This is a genomic window from Saccharopolyspora sp. NPDC050642 (assembly GCF_040654735.1).
Classification (GTDB): domain Bacteria; phylum Actinomycetota; class Actinomycetes; order Mycobacteriales; family Pseudonocardiaceae; genus Saccharopolyspora; species Saccharopolyspora elongata.
The window spans coordinates 122450-140384 of sequence record NZ_JBFAIN010000003.1 but is presented as its reverse complement, the minus strand read 5'-3'; the positions used below and the strand labels follow the sequence as shown (position 1 = coordinate 140384).

Genomic DNA, 17935 nt, shown 5'->3' with positions numbered 1-17935 from the left:
TCGGGGGTGGGCGCGATTTCGCGGGAAATCGCGCCCACCCCCGGATGAACGCCGCCGGTTCTCAGTCCTGCCAGGGGACTTGTGGGGAGCGGTAGTAGTCGATGCCGGGTGCCGTCATTCGCGGGCCGTGGGTGGCCAGGCGCTGGCGGAAGGACTCCCAGTCATGGGTGGACTTGGGGGACCAGCCGAGCTCGGCGATGGCCGGCAGCCGTGGGAAGGCCATGAACTCGATGTGATCGGAGTTCTCCAGGGTCTCCGACCACAGCGGGGCTTCCACGCCGAGGATCGACTCCTCGGGAACGCCCTTGAGGTAGCTGCCCGGATCCCAGCCGTAGGCGTCGGCGACCTCGATGTAGCCGGCCCAGTGCAGGCCCAGCTCGGTGTTCTCGTCGTACTTGTGGTCCAGGTAGGACAGGTTCGCCGGCGACGCCAGGATCTTGTTGCCGCGGGCGACCGCCTCGTCGAGCAGGGGATCGGTGTCGGTGGTGCCCCAGTACTGCAGCACCGCGTCGCCCTCGGGCGCGCCCTTGCCGTACTCGTGCCAGCCCAGCGCGGTCTTGCCGTACTTGGCGGGCAGCGGGATCACCCGCTCGAAGAACTGCTTGTAGTCCTCGTCGGTGGTCGAGTGCGCCTCGTCGCCGCCGATGTGCAGGTACGGGCCGGGGGTGATCGCCGCGAGCTCGCGGATGACGTCCTCGACGAACCGGTAGGTGATGTCCTTGTCCACGCAGAACGAGCTGAAGCCCACCTCGATGCCGGTGTACAGCGGCGGCGCGACGCCGTCGCAGTTGAGCTCGGCGTAGGAGGCCAGCGCGGCGTTGGTGTGCCCGGGCATGTCGATCTCGGGCACGACGGTGATGTGCCGGGACGCCGCGTACTCGACGATCTCCGCGTAGTCCTCCTGCGTGTAGAAGCCGCCCGGGCCGCCGCCGACCTCGGTGCTGCCGCCGTGCTCGGTCAGCCGCGGCCAGCTGTTGATCTGGATCCGCCAGCCCTGGTCGTCGGTCAGGTGCAGGTGCAGCCAGTTGATCTTGTAGCGGGCGACCTGGTCGATGTAGAGCTTGACCTGCTCCACGGTGAAGAAGTGCCGGGCGACGTCGAGCATCGTGGCCCGGTGCTCGAACCTCGGCTTGTCGACGATCTCGCCGCCGGGCACGGTCCACGGCCCGGACTGCTCGGTCGGGCTCTCGATCGCGGCGGGCAGCAGCTGCCGGAGCGTCTGCACGCCGTTGAACAGGCCTTCGGGGCTGCTCGCGTGGAGGCCGATGCCGTCGTCGGCCACCTGCAGGCGGTACCCGGCCGGGCCGAGCTCGGGGGATCCGTCCAGCGCCAGCGAGATCCCGCCGGAACCCTCGTTGACCGGGACCGGGAAACCGGTGGCCGGGCGCAGGACCCCGGCCAGGTACTCGCCGACCTCGGCGGCATCGCCGGCGGCCTCGATCGAGGTCTGCTCGGTGAGTTCGTAGGTGGTGCCGGGGGCGGGCCGCACCGACTCGGGTGCGGGGATGATGTTCTCCATCGCGGTGTTCTCCTCGGCCGGTGCGCCGCCGGCGGGCGCTACCAGCCCACCGGTGAGCAGCGCACCCGCCACGACGGCGAGCGCTGCGTTGCGCACCGTCGGTAGGGGCGGTCTGGTCATGTGCCTCGCTCCATGATCGGGGAACGGCCCCATAAAGGTATAGACCATATTTGGAAGCGGCAGCCTCCAACTGGGCGTATCGGGCACGTGGAACGGTCGCCCGCCTCAACGAGCCCGGGTGAGCACCGCACCGATGGACGCCGCGGTGACGCAACCGAGCGCGACGACCTGGGACGGGGTCAGCAGCTCGGCCAGCAGCAGCAGGCCCGCCGCGGCGCCGGCCGCTGGCTCCAGGCTCTGCAGCACGCCCACGACCCTGGGCGGAATCCGGCGCAGCGCGGCCATTTCCAGCGAATAGGGCACGACCGCCGACAGCACGGCGATCCCCAGCCCGGCCAGCAGAACGGCAGGGGAGAGCAACGCCGTCCCGGACTCGGCGATGCCGAACGGCAGCGCGATGACGGCGGCGCACGCGACGGCCAGCGCCAGTGGTGAGCCGTGCTGCTGAGCCCGCCGACGCGATGGCTCAGCAGGAGGTAGCAACCCATGCCGACCGCCGAGACCAGGGCGAGAGAGACGCCGATGGCCGGTAGTGGCGCGCCGATCGGGCCGCAGAACAGGAAAACACCCACGGCCGCCAGCGCGGCCCACAGCACGTCGCGCGGCCGCCGGGAGCCCAGGAGCGCTACGGAGAGCGGGCCGAGCAGCTGAAGCGTGCTGGCGACTCCCACCGGGAGGTGTGGCAGCGCGAGGTAGACGACGTTCATCGCCGCGATCGCCGCGCCGAACGCGATGATCAGCCCCCGCGAGCGCCAATCCGGCGGGATCTGCGGGCGCCACAGGACCAGCAGCACCGCGGCCGCCAGCGACAGCCGCAACGCCGCGACGCCGAGCGGCCCTGCGGCGGAGAACAGTCCCGAAGGCCTGCCCGAATTGAACGCTGACCACAGCCCCCAGCACGAACAGGAACGGAGATGCGCCGGTAGCGGAGCGCTGCGGCGGGGTCGAAGTCTTCACGGCTGAAGCCTGGGGCTCACCGCCCGTTCAGGTCCATCTCGCATTTCTGCCGCGCATTGTGAAGAATCACCTACATGATCGACCTGCGCCGGCTCCAGGTCCTCCGGGTGCTCCGGGAGGAGGGCACGGTGACCGCGACCGCGCGGGCGCTCTACCTGACGCCCTCGGCCGTCTCGCAACAACTCCGGCTGCTGTCCCGGGAGATCGGTGCCGAGCTGCTGCAGCCCGAAGGCCGCCGGGTCCGGCTCACGCCCGCCGCGCACATCGTCCTGGAGCACGCCGACGCGATCGCGGCCGAATGGGAGCAGACCCGCGCCGACCTGGCCGCGCATTCCGGCGGCGCGGTCGGACAGGTCCGGGTGGGCGGCTTCGCGACCAGCTTCGGCTCGCTGCTGGCGCCCGCCGCCGCCCGGCTCCGCGACTCCCACCCGCGGCTGGAGGTGCGGCTGCGGGAGACCGACATCGACGACAGCCTTCGGCTGCTGCTGGCGGAGCAGGCCGACATCGCGATCCTGCCCGTCCCGGGCACCCCACCGCTGGACGATCCGCGGTTCGACCAGCGGCTACTGCTCGACGACCCGCAGGACCTGGTCGTGCCCGCGGCGCACGGGTTCGCCGAGCGCGACTCCGTGCGGCTGGCCGAGACCGCGCACGAGACCTGGATCGCGCCGCACCACGACCAGTTCCAGCTGATCGAGGTCGCGTGCGCGGCGGCCGGCTTCGCCCCGCGGGTGGCGCACGAGGCGGCGGAGTGGAACTCGGTGCTGACCCTGGTGTCGCACGGGCTCGGCATCTGCCTGCTGCCCAGGCTCGCCACCGTCTCGCCGGACCACCGCGTGGTGCGAATCCCGTTGCGGGACAAGCCGGCGCCATCGCGCAGCATCCTCACCTGCGTGCGCCGGGGCAGCCGGGCGCAACCCGCGATCGACGCCGTCCTCCAAGCGCTGGAGGAGGTCGCGCGGAACCGGCAGAGCGGGTGAGGCGTCGCGCCTACCCCTCGCCGCGCAGCGCGGGCCGCAGCTTGTCCAGCACCGCCGGGTCCTCGATGGTGGAGGGCACCCTGGTGTCACCGGTGTCGGCGATCTCGCGCATCGACTTCCGCAGGATCTTCCCCGAACGCGTCTTGGGCAGCCCGTCCACCACCGACACGTCGCGGAACGCCGCCACCGGCCCGATCTGCGCCCGCACCGCCGCGACCAGTTCGCCCCGCAGCGCCTCCTCGGAGATGTCCACACCGGACTTCAGCACCACGAACCCGCGCGGCACCTGGCCCTTCAGCGAATCGCGCACGCCGATCACCGCGCACTCGGCGACCGCCGGGTGCGCCGCGAGCACCGCCTCCATCGAGCCGGTCGACAGCCGGTGCCCGGCGACGTTGATCACATCGTCGGTGCGGCCCATCACGAACACGTAGCCGTCGGCGTCGACGTAGCCGTTGTCGCCGGTGAGGTAGTAGCCGGGGTAGCGCGACAGGTACGACTCGCGGAACCGCTCGTCGTCGCCCCACAGCGTCGGCAGCGTGCCCGGCGGCAGCGGCAGCTTCAGGCAGATCGCGCCGTCGGTCTCCGGCGGTAGCGGGTTCCCGGCCTGGTCCAGCACCGCCACGTCGTAGCCGGGCACCGGCACGGTCGGCGAACCCGGCTTGACCGGCATCGGCTCCAGCCCGCGCAGGTTCGCGCAGATCGGCCAGCCCGTCTCGGTCTGCCACCAGTGGTCGATCACCGGCACCCCGAGCTTCTCCGACGCCCAGTGGTAGGTCTCCGGGTCCAGCCGCTCGCCGGCCAGGAACAGCGCCCGCAGGCTCGAGATGTCGTGGCCGGCCAGCAGCTCGGCGTTCGGGTCCACCCGCTTGATCGCCCGGAACGCGGTCGGCGCGGTGAACAGCGCCTTGGCCCGGTGCTCGGCGATGACCCGCCAGAACGCGCCCGCATCCGGCGTGCCCACCGGCTTGCCCTCGTAGACCACGGTGGTCGCCCCGGTCAGCAGCGGCGCGTAGACGATGTAGGAGTGGCCGACCACCCAGCCGACGTCCGAGGCGGTCCAGAAGACGTCGCCCGGCCCGATGTCGTAGATGTTGGCCATCGACCAGCGCAGCGCGACCGCGTGCCCGCCGTTGTCGCGCACCACGCCCTTCGGCCGCCCGGTGGTGCCCGAGGTGTAGAGGACGTACAGCGGATCGGTGGCCTTCACCGGCACGCAGTCGGCCGGTTCGGCTTGCGCCAGCGCATCGTGCCAGTCCACGTCGCGCGGCCCGAGCTCCGCGCGGGCCTGCTCGCGCTGGAACACGATCACCCGCTTCGGCTGGTGCTCGGTCGCCCGCAGCGCCTCGTCGACGATCGGCTTGTACTCGACGATCCGGTTCGGCTCCAGGCCGCACGACGCGGCGACGATCACCGTCGGCCGTGCGTCGTCGATGCGCGCCGCCAGCTCCTTCGGCGCGAAACCGCCGAAGACCACCGAATGCACCGCGCCGATGCGCGCGCAGGCCAGCATCGCGACGACGGCCTCGGAGATCATCGGCATGTAGATCACGACCCGGTCGCCCGGCTCGGCGCCCTGCGCCCGCAACGCCCCGGCGAACAGCGCCACCCGGTCCAGCAGCTCCCGGTACGTCCAGCGGCGCACCTCGCCGGTCATCGCCGAGTCCCAGATCAGCGCCGGCTGGTCGCCGCGCCCGTCGCGGACGTGCCGGTCCAGCGCGTTGAAGCAGGTGTTGAGCTCACCGTCGGGGAACCACCGGAAGAACGGGTCCGCGGTGGCGTCCAGGGCCCGCGACGGTGCGCGCTCCCACTCGATCGCGGCCGCCGCGTCGAGCCAGAAGCCCTCCGGATCGGCCGAACTCCGCCGGTAGGCCTCGGCATAGGCACCCATGACCACGTTCCTCCTGCATCCGCCCCGATGTCGCCTGTCGTCCTACCGCACAACTCGGCGTAGCGCCAGGGTCACCGGTAGCGACGTGCGAAACGCTTTTGTCACAACCGAAACACGGCCGATCGGACGAACGGCCGCGCGGACTTCGGTCGCGCTGAGCGCCGCCCGGACGCCCGGGTGCAACTCGGCGACACAACGTGTCCGTTTGGCGCTGGACGGATAGATCGGCGCGACAGAGCGTGCTCGTCCGAACACAATCAAGCCGAAGTCGATGATCGGGCTAACACCACGGCGCATCGCGCCGACAACCGAATCGGAGGTGCTACAACGATGAGCACGGAACCGGCCTTGTCCGCACAGGCATCCGCCGCCCAGACCGCCGCTGCCACCCGGGTCGAACCGGGCTGCGGCCCCGCGACCACCGAACTGCCCACCGCGCCGTGCAGCGTGGTGTGGAGCGGTGGCCATTCCTACGTCCTCGAGGGCTCCACCGGGGCCCGCTGGGCGGGCGTCGACGACCGCGGCAGGGCCCGGTTCCTCACCGATGCGGACCTCCGCCGCCGCGGCTGGAGCCGCACCAGGGCGTAGCCGCGCCCGGTGGCCGACGGCTCCCGCCGTGGAGCAGCCCGATCGACCGGCTTCGCGGGAGCCCGGCCGCCAAGTGTGTTGTGCGAGGAATGTGAGACCCTGATGTGGTCGGGATGCACAAGTTGCGTCCGAAGCGGGGGCAGGACGCACAACCATTCAGGGGAGGCTCGTGGTGCAGGATGCTGAGCGCACCACGGAAGACACCACGAGCGGGGATCGCGGGATGAATCCCGATCCGGCGGGGCAGGGCCCCGCGGCGGAGCGCCCCGATCCGGGCATGGCCCGGATACGGGAGGCCGCCGCCGGCGTGTGGGCCGATCCATGGTGGACACTTCCGAACCTGCTCAGCGTGATCCGGCTGGCCGGCGTGCCGGTGTTCCTCTGGCTGCTGCTGGGTCCGAAGGCCGACCTGCTCGCCCTGCTGGTGCTGGTGATCAGCGGCATCACCGACTGGCTCGACGGCAAGCTCGCCCGCTGGCTCAACCAGTACAGCCGCATCGGCGAGCTCCTCGACCCGGCCGCCGACCGCCTCTACATAGTCGCGACCCTGGTGGCCTTCGTGCTGCGGGACGTGGTGCCCTGGTGGGTCGCCGCCGCGCTGGTCATCCGCGACCTGGTGCTGACGCTCTGCCTGCCGGTGCTGCGCTGGCACGGCTACGAACCGCCGGACGTGCACTACCTCGGCAAGGCCGCGACGTTCTGCCTGATGTACGCGTTCCCGCTGTTGCTGCTGGTGCAGGAGGACTTCCCGCTGTCCGAAGTGGTCCGACCGATCGCCTACGCCTTCACCTGCTGGGGCGGCGCGCTCTACCTGTGGGCCGGCATCCTCTACCTCGGCCAGGTGATGGCGGCGGTCCACCAGGCCCGCGCCAGACCGGCCTGAGCGCCGTCCGGACGTCCCGCGCGAAGGGCGCCGCCTGCCGAGCCGATCGGCGGGCGGCGCCCTTTCGCGTCGCGCGCTGGAGGGTCGCCTTGCGGCCTGCGCCGCGTGGTGAATACGCTCGCCGAGCCGATCACGCGAACCTCCGTGACCGGTGATCCACAGCACCAGCGGAGCAGGGAGGCGGGACCACGTGGCGGCCCCGGACGAGATCAAGTACACCGAAGAGCACGAGTGGATTCAGCGCACGGCTGACGACAAGGTGCGCATCGGTATCACCGACTACGCCCAGCAGCAGCTCGGCGACGTGGTGTTCGTGCAGCTGCCGGACCTCGGCCAGCAGGTCACCGCCGGCGACTCGATGGGCGAGGTGGAGTCGACCAAGAGCGTCTCGGAGATCTACGCGCCGGTCACCGGCGAGGTGGTGGCCCGCAACGAGCAGCTGGAGGACGAGCCGGAGTTGGTCAATTCGGCCCCGCTGGGCGACGGCTGGATGGTCGAGCTCAAGCTCGCCGACCCGGCCCAGCTGGACGGTCTGCTCGACGCCGCGGCGTACCAGAAGCTGACCGAATCCTGATCCGACCAGGCAAGATCGTCGGTCTGTCAGGGGCCGAGAGGAAGATGTCGGGAGTCCCGCGTCCAGTGTCTGTACCTGCACTGTACGTTGGGCACATACTTGGCACGATCTATCCGCGTAGAGGAGAGCTCAGGTGAGCCAATTCCCCGGCCACGGCGACGTTCCGCCGGAGCAGTCACCGGAGACCACCTCGGTCTTCAGGCCCTTCCTCTCGGAGCCGGAGAGCACCGAGAGTGCGTCCCCGGAGCCCGCCGCCGCATCCGGGGTCGATGCGCTGCCCGCAGGGTCCGCCCTGCTGGTGGTCAAGCGCGGCCCCAACGCGGGATCGCGATTCCTGCTGGACCGGGAGACCACCAGCGCGGGACGGCACCCGGACAGCGACATCTTCCTCGATGACGTCACGGTTTCCCGCCGGCACGCCGAGTTCCGGCGCGAGGGCAACGACTTCGTGGTCGTCGACGTCGGCAGCCTCAACGGCACCTACGTCAACCGGGAGCCGGTCGACACCTCGGTGCTGGCCAACGGCGACGAGGTGCAGATCGGGAAGTTCCGGCTGGTGTTCCTGACCGGCCCGATCGATGGGGGCCCGGGCGCCCGCTGAGGGGCCCTTGGACCGACTAGTCCATCCGCCAGCGGGGCGGCGCCGAAGCGGCGTCGCCCCGCTGGCGCGTGAAGGTAGTGCGCAGCCGAGATCGACTGACTCCCCGCGCGGGGAATTTCCCGCCGTCGCAACCGGTTTCCACGTTGTAGCGGCCGCCTTTCGACCGGTCCGGCGGACGGGTCGGCGGTGTATCGTGCTGGTAATGCTCGATGAAGAGCTCAGCCAGCGGTTCGGGCCAGATGCACCGGCAGGAAGGCCGCGGATTCGGTGGTCGACCAGACCGCTAAAGGGATGGGCGTGTCCGCCGCAACGCGGGTAGCGTCGGAGGCGTCGGTGCGCGATCCTCGACGGGGATGTCACGCTTCGGCGCGCTGGAGGAGGCGATGTGACGATGAGCAGCGAGATGCGCGTCGTCGGCGTGCGAGTTGAACTACCAGCAAACCAGCCGATTCTGCTGTTGCGCGAGGCGCACGGCGAGCGTTACCTGCCGATCTGGATCGGCTCGGTCGAGGCGACCGCCATCGCGCTGGAGCAGCAGGGCGTGCGGCCGCAGAGACCCCTTACCCACGACCTGTTGAAGGACGTCATCGGCGCCCTCGGGCGCGACCTGGAACAGGTGCGGATCACCGACCTGCAGGACGGCACCTTCTTCGCCGAGCTGGTGTTCGACGGGGATGTGCGGGTCTCCGCGCGGCCGAGCGACTCGGTGGCGCTGGCGCTGCGCATCGGGGTGCCCATCCACGCCGACGAATCGGTGCTGGACGAGGCGGGGCTGATCATCCCGGACGAGCAGGAGGACGAGGTGGAGAAGTTCCGCGAGTTCCTGGACTCCGTCTCCCCGGAGGACTTCCGCGGCGCCGACACCTGAGCCCGCCGATCGACCGACGACACAGCCCGGCCCCCGTCTGCGCGAGCAGGCGGGGGCCGGGTCGTCAGGGTGCCCCGCGCGTCGCGTTGACCTCCCCGCGGGGCAGGCATACCGTCGAACTTACGCGAATTGCCCCGGTGTGATTCGGCCGCTGGGCGGTGTTCGCGGCCTCGGACCGCGATGGTCCGGGAGCTGGTGATCGTCGTCGTCGGCTTCGTGCCGGACGAGGGGAGGCAGGCGTGGTCGAGGAAGCGTCCAACCGGGATGCTGCCGTGGAGCAGGGCGAGCTGTTCCCCGACGCCTCGCTGCCGGACGAACTGGTCGGCTACCGGGGTCCGGCCGCCTGCCAGATCGCCGGCATCACCTACCGCCAGTTGGACTACTGGGCGCGCACCAAGCTGGTCGGCCCGTCCATCCGCGGCGCCGCCGGCTCCGGTTCGCAGCGGCTGTACTCGTTCAAGGACATCCTGGTGCTCAAGGTGGTCAAGCGGCTGCTGGACACCGGGGTGTCGCTGCACAACATCCGGGTCGCGGTGGAACACCTGCGCAACCGGGGAGTGCAGGACCTGGCCAGGCTGACGCTGTTCAGCGACGGGACGACGGTCTACGAGTGCACCTCTGCCGAGGAGGTGGTCGACCTGTTGCAGGGTGGCCAAGGGGTGTTCGGCATCGCCGTCAGCGGTGCGATGCGCGAGATCAGCGGCACGATCCACGACTTCCCGGCGGAACGGGCCGACGGCGCGGAGCTGGTCCCGATGGACGACGAGCTGTCCCGCCGGCGGCGCGACCGGCAGGCCGAGACCGGCTGAGCCGATCGGACCCGACCGGGTGGTGTGCGGCCGGTGACATCGCTGGTCCGCTCGGACCCCCTGATCGGGTAAGCTGCGGCACATCGCCGACCCCGTGCGGGAGAGTCCGGCCCGGCCTAGGCCGCGGTCGGCGCCGAAGGAGCAACCCTCCCCGACAACCTCTCAGGCCACCTGGACCGCACGGGCGAGATACCTCTGGAAAGAGGGCGCACCACGGCCGTGGTGCACCCCGCCGACGGTGCAAGCCCGGTTCCCGGGTGAAGCTCTCAGGCGTTCGCTTCGCGGACAGTGACAGAGGGGGAGAGCAGGGCAGTTCCGGCTGCCTGCCGCCCTTTGCCGCCGCGACGATTGAGGTTTGGCGATGACCGACGTGACCCACGACCGCATTCCCCTGGCCGCCCTGGAGCACGGCACGCCGTTCGCCGACCGGCACGTCGGCCCGATGCCGGCCGAGCTCGCGCGCATGCTCGACGTGATCGGTGTCGGCTCGCTGGAGGAGCTGGGGCAGAACGCCGTGCCGGACACGATCCGGGAAGGCGACCTGCAGCTGGCGCTGCCGGAGCCGGCCACCGAGTCCGAGGCGCTGGCCGAGCTGCGCGAGCTGGCGCGCCGCTGTCGCCCGCACACCGAGATGATCGGGCTCGGCTACTACGGCACGGTCACGCCGCCGGTGATCCTGCGCAACGTGCTGGAGAGCCCCGCCTGGTACACGGCCTACACGCCGTACCAGCCGGAGATCTCGCAGGGCCGGCTCGAAGCGCTGCTGAACTTCCAGACGATGGTCGCGGACCTGGCCGGGGTGCCGGTGGCCAACTCGTCGATGCTCGACGAGTCCACCGCCGCGGCCGAGGGCATGACTCTGGTGCGCCGCGCGGGCCGGTCGAAGTCGCCGCGGTTCGTGGTGGACGCCGACACGCTGCCGCAGACCATCGCGGTGATCGAGACCCGCGCGGAGCCGCTGGGCATCGAGGTCGTCGTCGCCGACCTCGCCGCGGGCGCGCAGGCGTTGCCGGACGGCGAGTTCTTCGGCGTGCTGCTGTCCTACCCGGGCGCTTCCGGTGCGGTGCGGGACCACGAGGAGATCATCGCGGAGGTCCACCGGCGCGGCGGGAAGGCCGTCGTCGCGGCCGACCTGCTGGCGCTGACGCTGCTGCGCTCGCCCGGCGAGATCGGCGCGGACGTGGTGGTCGGCAACACCCAGCGGTTCGGCGTGCCGATGGGGTTCGGCGGCCCGCACGCCGGGTTCATGGCCGTGGCCAAGGGCCTCGAACGGCAGCTGCCGGGGCGGTTGGTCGGCGTGAGCGTCGACGCCGACGGCAACCAGGCCTACCGGCTGGCGCTGCAGACCCGCGAACAGCACATCCGCCGCGAGAAGGCCACCAGCAACATCTGCACCGCGCAGGTGCTGCTGGCCGTCGTGGCGTCGATGTACGCGGTCTACCACGGTCCGGCCGGGCTGCGGTCGATCGCGACCCGCGCGCACCGGATGGCGGCGGTGCTCGCCGAGCAGCTGCGCCGCGGCGGCGTCGAGGTGCTGCACCAGGAGTTCTTCGACACGATCGTCGCGAAGGTGCCGGGCAAGGCCGACGACGTCGTCGCCACGGCCCGCCGGGGCGGCATCAACCTCCGTCGCGTGGACGCCGACCACGTCGGCATCAGCTGCGACGAGACCACCACGCGGGCGCACCTGGCGACGGTGTGGCAGGCCTTCGGCATCACCGGCGGTGACGTCGACGAGCTCGACATCGAGACGCCGGACGCGCTGCCCGCGGCGCTGGAGCGCACCTCGGAGTACCTGACCCACCCGGTGTTCCACACCCACCGCTCCGAGACCTCGCTGCTGCGCTACCTGCGGCGGCTGTCGGACAAGGACATCGCGCTGGACCGCAGCATGATCCCGCTGGGCTCGTGCACGATGAAGCTCAACGCGACGGCCGAGATGGAGCCGATCACCTGGCCCGAGTTCGGTTCGCTGCACCCGTTCGCGCCCGCGCAGGACGCCGAGGGGCTGCTGTCGATCGTCAAGGACCTGGAGACCTGGCTGGCCGAGGTCACCGGCTACGACGCGGTGAGCCTGCAGCCCAACGCCGGCAGCCAGGGCGAGTTCGCCGGCCTGCTGGCGATCCGCGCCTACCACCGCAGCCGTGGTGACGAGGACCGGGACCTGTGCCTGATCCCGGCGAGCGCGCACGGTACCAACGCCGCCAGCGCCGTGATGGCCGGGATGCGGGTGATCGTGGTCCGCTGCGACGATGCCGGCAACATCGAGCTCGCCCACCTGCGCGAGCTGGTCACCGAGCACGCCGACGACCTCGCCGCGATCATGATCACCTACCCGTCCACGCACGGCGTGTACGAGGACACCGTGCGCGAGGTGTGCGGGCTGGTGCACGACGCGGGCGGCCAGGTCTACGTCGACGGCGCGAACCTCAACGCCCTGATCGGCCTCGCGCGGATGGGCAAGTTCGGCTCCGACGTCTCGCACCTGAACCTGCACAAGACGTTCTGCATTCCGCACGGCGGTGGCGGCCCGGGCGTCGGCCCGATCGGCGTGCGCGAGCACCTGGCGCCGTTCCTGCCCAACCACCCGCTGCAGCCCGCCGCCGGACCGGCGACCGGCGTCGGCCCGATCAGTGCCGCCCCGTGGGGCAGCGCCTCGATCCTGCCGATCTCCTGGGCGTACGTGCGGATGATGGGCGCCGATGGCCTGCGCCGGGCGACGCTGACCGCGGTCGCGGCCGCCAACTACGTCGCCCGCCGCCTCAACAACTACTTCCCGGTGCTCTACACCGGCAAGGGCGGCTTCGTCGCGCACGAGTGCATCCTCGACCTGCGGCAGATCAGCAAGACCAGCGGCATCACCGTCGACGACGTCGCCAAGCGGCTGGCCGACTACGGCATCCACGCGCCGACGATGTCGTTCCCGGTGGCCGGGACGCTGATGGTCGAGCCGACGGAGAGCGAGAACCTGGCGGAGCTGGACCGGTTCTGCGAGGCGATGATCGCGATCCGGGCGGAGATCGACAAGGTCGTCGCCGGGCAGTGGCCGGCCGACGACAACCCGTTGGTGGGCGCCCCGCACACGGCGGCGTCGCTGGCCAAGGACTGGGACCACGCCTACTCCCGCGAGGAGGCGGCCTACCCGCTGGGCACCGACGTGACGAAGGTCTGGCCCCCGGTACGCCGCATCGACGGCGCTCGCGGCGACCGCAACCTCGTCTGCTCCTGCCCACCCCTGGACGCCTACCAGGCGTGATTCGTCCACGACGCCCCCGGACCGCTGTTGCGGCCGGGGGTGTCGTGGTGTCCGGGGCCGGTGACACGCCGGGGACGGTTCGGTTTGCGTCGGGGCGGCGGCTGATGACACGGTGGCCCCTTCAAACCGACCGGCTCGGAGAAGGGGTTGAGCACAATGCTCACCATCAGTGAGAGCGCCGCAGAGGTCATCAAGCTCGTCCTCGTCGGCGGCGACTCTCCGGAAGGTTCCGGCCTGCGCATTGCGCCGGCGGGCGAAGGACTGCAGGCGTCGATCGCCGCCGAACCGCAGTCGGGTGACGAGGTGGTCGAGGTATCCGGGGTGCGGGTGTTCCTCGAACCGCAGGTCGCCGCGCTGCTCGGCGACAAGGTGCTGGACGCCGAGCGGGACTCCAACGGCGAACTGGCGCTGGCAGTCCGAGACTGACCGAACGGACTCGAACCGTCGCCCTGGGTGTTATGCCCGGGACGACGGTTTTTTCTCGCCGGACTGCGATCTAGGCCTCCTGCCAGCTACTGGTGATTGCGGTATTGCTGCAACTACTCTCGATGCGCAGCTGTTCCGGCCAGGAGGGAGAGCGTCGTGCCGACCACCACGCTCGCCATGCACATGAGCGACGGGTTGCTCAACGCGCAGACGGCGGTGCTGTTCGCGGCCGTGGCGATAGCCGGGCTGGCGGTCGCGCTGACCAAGGCGCGGGCCGACCTGGACGACCGGACGGCGCCGATGGCGGGGTTGGTCGCCGCGTTCGTCTTCGCCGCGCAGATGATCAACTTCCCGGTGCTGCCCGGCGTCAGCGGGCACCTGCTCGGCGGGGCGCTGGCGGCGATCCTGGCCGGGCCGTGGGTCGGCGCGCTGTGCGTGGCGATCGTGCTGGTGGTGCAGGCGCTGCTGTTCGCCGACGGCGGGCTGACCATGCTGGGCGCGAACATCACCAACATGGCGCTGATCGGCACCGCCGCCGGCTACCTCGTCGCCCTCGCATTGCGCCGCTTCGCGCGGCGGAGCCGGACCGGACTGCTGGTGACCGCCTTCGTCGCGGCCTGGGTGAACACCGTCGCCGCCTCCGGCGGCTTCATCCTCGAGTACGCGGTCGGCGGCGCGGCCGGTTTCGGCCTCGGCACGGCCGCGGTCGCGATGGTCGGGGTGCACTGCCTGATCGGCATCGGCGAGGGCGTGATCACGGCGGCCACCGTGGGTGCCGTCGCGGCCGCCAGACCGGACCTGGTCCACCTGCTGCGGACGGGGAAGAAGACGGAGGAGAACGTGCGATGAGCGCCCCACGTCGGCGTTTCCTGCTGGCCTTCGGCCTGTTCATCCTCGTCATCGCGGGTGGCGTGGCCTACTTCGCGGACTCCGACCCCGACGGGCTGGACGCGGTCACGCAGCGCGGATGCACCGTGGTCGAGACCGAGCAGGGCGAGCAGCTGGAAGGGCAGTGCATCGCGCAGCACGCCCAGGACCACGCGTTCTCCGGCGGCCCGCTGGCGGACTACACCGTCGGCGGCGATGACCGCTGGACCGGGGTGGCCGGGGTGATCGGCGCGGTGGTCACGCTCGGCGCCGCCGGAGGGCTGTTCTGGGGCCTGCGGCGCCGGACCGGGGGCGAATAGCGGTGGGAGCCGGTCACGCCGGCGCGCTGCACCTGCCTGGCGACTCGGTCCTGCACCGGTCGGCGCCCGAGGTCAAGATCGTGGCGGCCTTCCTGGTGGTGCTGTGCGTGGTGGCGACGCCGCGCGAGGTTTTCTGGGCGTTCGGCGGGTACGCGCTGCTGCTGTTCGGGCTCGTGCTGGTGGCCCGGGTTCCGCCGCGCTGGCTGGCCGGCCGCCTTCTGATCGAGGTGCCGTTCGTGGTGCTCGCGCTGGTGCTGCCGTTCACCGCGGGCGGCGCGACCACCGAGGTGGCGGGCCTCGCGCTGTCCACCGATGGCCTGCTGGCGGGCTGGAACATCCTGGTCAAGGGCACACTCGGGTTGGCCACGTCGGTGCTGCTGGCTGCCACGACCGCGCCGCGGGAGCTGGTGGTCGGGCTGCAGCGGCTGCGGGCGCCCCGGCTGCTGATCACCATCATCACGCTGATGCTGCGCTATGCCGAGGTGATCGTCGCGGAGGCCAAGCGGATGCGGGTCGCGCGCATCTGCCGCGGGCACGATCCGCGGTTCCTGTGGCAGCTCGGCGCGACCGCGCGCGGGATCGGGAGCCTGTTCATCCGCTCCTACGAGCGGGGCGAACGCGTGCACCTGGCGATGGTGTCGCGGGGCTGGAGCGGCGCGATGCCCGAGCTGGGGGAGTCGCGCCGGACATCACCGGCGATGTGGTGGCTGGGCATGGCGCCACCGGCCGTCGCCGCCGTCGTGCTGGGAGTGGCCTTGTGGACCGCCTGACCGAACCCCTGCCGGAGCGCACCACCGAGCCGGCGTCCGTCCCGGCGCTGGAGGTGGCCGGGCTGGCGTTCCGCTACCCGGACGGGCATCGCGCGCTCAGCGGGGTCGACCTGCGTGTCGAGCGCGGGGAGCGGGTCGCGGTGCTCGGCCCCAACGGGGCGGGCAAGACGACCATGACGCTGCACCTCAACGGGGTGCACACGGCCGAGTCGGGGAGCATCCACGTCGGCGGGCTGCCCGTGAGTTCGCGGAACCTCAAGGAGATCCGCCGTCGCGTCGGGCTGGTGTTCCAGGATCCCGACGACCAGCTGTTCATGCCGACGGTGCGCGAGGACGTCGCGTTCGGCCCGGCGAACTTCGGGGTGCGCGGCGAGGAGCTGGCCGAGCGCGTGCGGTCGGCGCTCGACGCGGTGGGCATGGCCGAGCACGCGGACCGCTCACCGCTGCACCTCTCCGGCGGCCAGCGCAAGCGGGTCGCGCTGGCCGCGGTGCTCGCCTGCCGTCCCGAGCTGCTGGTGCTGGACGAACCGTCGTCGAACCTCGAACCGGTGGCCCGGCGCGAACTCGCCGAGGTGCTGCTGGACTGGGGCGGCACGATGCTCATGGTCACCCACGACCTGCCGTACGCGCTGCAGCTGTGCCCGCGCAGCGTGCTGATCGACGACGGCGCGGTGGTCGCCGACGGCCCTACCGCGGAACTGCTGTCCGACGCGGAGCTGCTGGCCGCGCACCGCCTCGAACTTCCCTACGGATTCCGGGTTCCCTGAGCCGATCCCCGCTTCCGGACGTCTTGACCCCGCCTGTTCGCGAGGTGAGGGTGAGCGGGTCTGTCGCAGCGTGGCGAGGAGGCACCGATGGGTTCGGTGGAAACCGTTCGCGGACCGGTAGATCCCGGCGACCCGGGCAGGAGCCCGATGCGCGGGGAGGGGTGAGCGGGATGCCGATCGAACCGCATCCGCGCGGTGCCGCCCCGTTCGACACATCCGGAATCCGGCGCGACAGCCGCGGAATCGCGCACTACACCGGTCTTCCCGCGTCGTTGGCGACCATGTTCCGGTCCACCGCGGAACGCTTCCCGGACAACGAGGCGCTCGTCGAGGTCGACGGCGAGCGGCTCACCTACCGGCAGTTGTGGGCCCGGGCGGCGCGCGTCGCCGGCGGGTTGCGCGCGGCCGGGATCGGCCGGGGGGACCGGGTGGCGAGCCTGTTGCCCGCCGGGGTGGGTTGGGTGCTGGGATTCCTGGGCACGCAGCTGGCGGGGGCGGTCGCGGTGCCGGTGAACATCCGGTTCGCCGCACCCGAGATCGACTACGTGCTGACGGATTCCGGCGCGAAGCACGTGCTGCGACCAGGCGATCCGCTGCCCGACGGTCCGGCCCACGCGGTCGACGACCTGGCGCCGGACGACCTCGCGGCGATCTTCTACACCAGCGGCACCACGGGCTTCCCGAAGGGGGCGATGACGACCCACGAGAACTTCCTGTCCAATGTGGAGACCGCGCTGCGAGTGATGGGCACGGACCGCGCCGACGGCCCGGCGCAGCGCAATCTGGTGTCGGTGCCGCTGTTCCACGTGACCGGCTGCAACACCCAGCTGCTCGTGCAGCTCGCCCTCGGCGGCACCACCGTCGTGCTGCCGAACTTCCAGGCGAAGCGGTTCCTGCGCACCCTCGTCGAGGAGCGGATCAACACCCTCATCACGGTCCCCGCGATCTACGCGCTGGCGCTGGCGCAGCCGGAGTTCGCGGACCTCGACGTCAGCGCGGTCACCCAGGTCAACTACGGCGGCGCACCGATCGCCCCGGCGCTGGTCGAGCGGATCAAGGCGGGCTTCCCGCGGGCCCGGGTGGGCAACGGGTTCGGCCTGACCGAGACGTCGTCGATCGCGACGTTCCTGCCGCACGAGTGGGCCGCCGAGCACGCCGACTCGGTCGGGTTCGCCGCGCCCGTGGTGGATCTGGCGCTGGACGCGCCGGACCCGGAAAGCGGCGTCGGCGAGCTGCTCATCCGCGGCCCGAACATCGTGGCCGGGTACTGGAACAAGCCGGAGGCGACCGCGAACGCCTTCGCCGACGGCTGGCTGCACACCGGCGACCTGGCGAGCATCGACGAGCACGGCCTGGTCCGCGTCGTCGACCGCGGCAAGGACATGATCAACCGGGGCGGCGAGAACGTGTACTCGGTGGAGGTGGAGAACGCGCTGGCCGGGGCGCCCGGCGTCGCCGACGTGGCGGTCGTCGGCGTGCCGGACGACGTGATGGGGGAGAAGGTCGGCGCGGTGGTGGTGCCGCCCCTGGACGGCGAGTTCGACCTGCGGGCCGCGCTGGCCTACCTGGCGGATCGCCTCGCCGACTTCAAGGTGCCGCAGTACTTCGTGGTGCGCGCGGAACCGCTGCCCCGCAATCCGGGCGGAAAGCTGCTCAAACGCCAACTCTGCGAGCAGACCGAGTGGGGAAACCCCGTCTGGGGCCGCTGAGCCTTCAGAACCCGTGTGCACTTTGGCTGC

Annotated in this window: 17 protein-coding genes and 1 riboswitch; of the genes, 14 read left to right on the top strand and 3 right to left on the bottom strand. The window is 71.3% G+C overall.

Going from position 1 to position 17935, the window contains the following annotated elements; translation table 11 throughout:
* Positions 1-61: 61 nt before the first annotated feature.
* Together AB0H93_RS07370 and AB0H93_RS07365 are read right to left on the bottom strand one after the other, a co-directional pair.
* A complete protein-coding gene (locus AB0H93_RS07370; protein ID WP_358568879.1) occupies positions 62-1639 on the bottom strand; it encodes a beta-N-acetylhexosaminidase in 1578 nt (525 codons plus the stop codon).
* Positions 1640-1744: 105 nt separating this feature from the next.
* The gene (locus AB0H93_RS07365; RefSeq protein WP_358568876.1) at positions 1745-2122 is read right to left on the bottom strand and encodes an EamA family transporter; all 378 of its coding nucleotides are present in this window, start codon (positions 2120-2122) and stop codon (positions 1745-1747) included.
* Positions 2123-2670: 548 nt separating this feature from the next.
* Between AB0H93_RS07365 and AB0H93_RS07360 the strand changes: the two genes are divergently transcribed.
* A complete protein-coding gene (locus AB0H93_RS07360; protein ID WP_358568873.1) occupies positions 2671-3576 on the top strand; it encodes a LysR family transcriptional regulator in 906 nt (301 codons plus the stop codon).
* 10 nt (positions 3577-3586) lie between these two features.
* Here AB0H93_RS07360 and AB0H93_RS07355 read toward each other — a convergent pair whose 3' ends face one another.
* The gene (locus AB0H93_RS07355) at positions 3587-5467 is read right to left on the bottom strand and encodes a propionyl-CoA synthetase (RefSeq protein ID WP_358568870.1); all 1881 of its coding nucleotides are present in this window, start codon (positions 5465-5467) and stop codon (positions 3587-3589) included.
* Between the two features lie 330 nt (positions 5468-5797).
* On the opposite strand from AB0H93_RS07355, the gene AB0H93_RS07350 reads away from it, so the two are divergent.
* The 13 genes from AB0H93_RS07350 (at position 5798) to AB0H93_RS07290 (ending at position 17905) form a co-directional block, all read left to right on the top strand.
* Complete coding sequence (locus AB0H93_RS07350; protein ID WP_358568867.1) at positions 5798-6055, top strand: hypothetical protein; 258 nt, start codon at positions 5798-5800, stop codon at positions 6053-6055.
* Positions 6056-6224: 169 nt separating this feature from the next.
* Positions 6225-6938, top strand: coding sequence for a CDP-alcohol phosphatidyltransferase family protein (locus tag AB0H93_RS07345; protein ID WP_358568864.1), 714 nt, complete (start codon positions 6225-6227; stop codon positions 6936-6938).
* Positions 6939-7128: 190 nt separating this feature from the next.
* Complete coding sequence (gcvH, locus tag AB0H93_RS07340; RefSeq protein WP_358568861.1) at positions 7129-7512, top strand: glycine cleavage system protein GcvH; 384 nt, start codon at positions 7129-7131, stop codon at positions 7510-7512.
* 133 nt (positions 7513-7645) lie between these two features.
* Positions 7646-8113, top strand: coding sequence for a glycogen accumulation regulator GarA (gene garA / locus AB0H93_RS07335; protein ID WP_101376763.1), 468 nt, complete (start codon positions 7646-7648; stop codon positions 8111-8113).
* A gap of 391 nt (positions 8114-8504) precedes the next feature.
* Positions 8505-8981 carry a bifunctional nuclease family protein gene (locus AB0H93_RS07330; protein ID WP_029534961.1) on the top strand — a complete coding sequence of 159 codons (477 nt, stop codon included), beginning with the start codon at positions 8505-8507 and terminating at the stop codon, positions 8979-8981.
* Positions 8982-9220: 239 nt separating this feature from the next.
* Positions 9221-9790 carry a MerR family transcriptional regulator gene (locus tag AB0H93_RS07325; protein ID WP_132484337.1) on the top strand — a complete coding sequence of 190 codons (570 nt, stop codon included), beginning with the start codon at positions 9221-9223 and terminating at the stop codon, positions 9788-9790.
* An 87-nt stretch (positions 9791-9877) separates the two neighbouring features.
* Positions 9878-9979: riboswitch (glycine riboswitch) on the top strand.
* Between the two features lie 172 nt (positions 9980-10151).
* Positions 10152-13046, top strand: coding sequence for an aminomethyl-transferring glycine dehydrogenase (gene gcvP / locus AB0H93_RS07320; RefSeq protein WP_358568856.1), 2895 nt, complete (start codon positions 10152-10154; stop codon positions 13044-13046).
* A 156-nt stretch (positions 13047-13202) separates the two neighbouring features.
* Positions 13203-13472, top strand: a complete 270-nt coding sequence (locus AB0H93_RS07315; RefSeq protein WP_358568854.1) for a HesB/YadR/YfhF-family protein — start codon at positions 13203-13205, stop codon at positions 13470-13472.
* 177 nt (positions 13473-13649) lie between these two features.
* Complete coding sequence (locus tag AB0H93_RS07310; protein WP_358569503.1) at positions 13650-14321, top strand: energy-coupling factor ABC transporter permease; 672 nt, start codon at positions 13650-13652, stop codon at positions 14319-14321.
* The gene (locus AB0H93_RS07305; RefSeq protein ID WP_358568851.1) at positions 14318-14659 is read left to right on the top strand and encodes a PDGLE domain-containing protein; all 342 of its coding nucleotides are present in this window, start codon (positions 14318-14320) and stop codon (positions 14657-14659) included. Before AB0H93_RS07310 ends, AB0H93_RS07305 begins: the two co-directional genes overlap by 4 nt.
* A gap of 2 nt (positions 14660-14661) precedes the next feature.
* Positions 14662-15429 carry a cobalt ECF transporter T component CbiQ gene (cbiQ, locus tag AB0H93_RS07300; RefSeq protein WP_358568848.1) on the top strand — a complete coding sequence of 256 codons (768 nt, stop codon included), beginning with the start codon at positions 14662-14664 and terminating at the stop codon, positions 15427-15429.
* Positions 15417-16196 carry an ABC transporter ATP-binding protein gene (locus AB0H93_RS07295; RefSeq protein WP_358568845.1) on the top strand — a complete coding sequence of 260 codons (780 nt, stop codon included), beginning with the start codon at positions 15417-15419 and terminating at the stop codon, positions 16194-16196. The genes cbiQ and AB0H93_RS07295 overlap by 13 nt, the downstream gene beginning before the upstream one ends.
* A 170-nt stretch (positions 16197-16366) precedes the next feature.
* Complete coding sequence (locus tag AB0H93_RS07290) at positions 16367-17905, top strand: AMP-binding protein (protein WP_358568842.1); 1539 nt, start codon at positions 16367-16369, stop codon at positions 17903-17905.
* Positions 17906-17935: the final 30 nt, after the last annotated feature.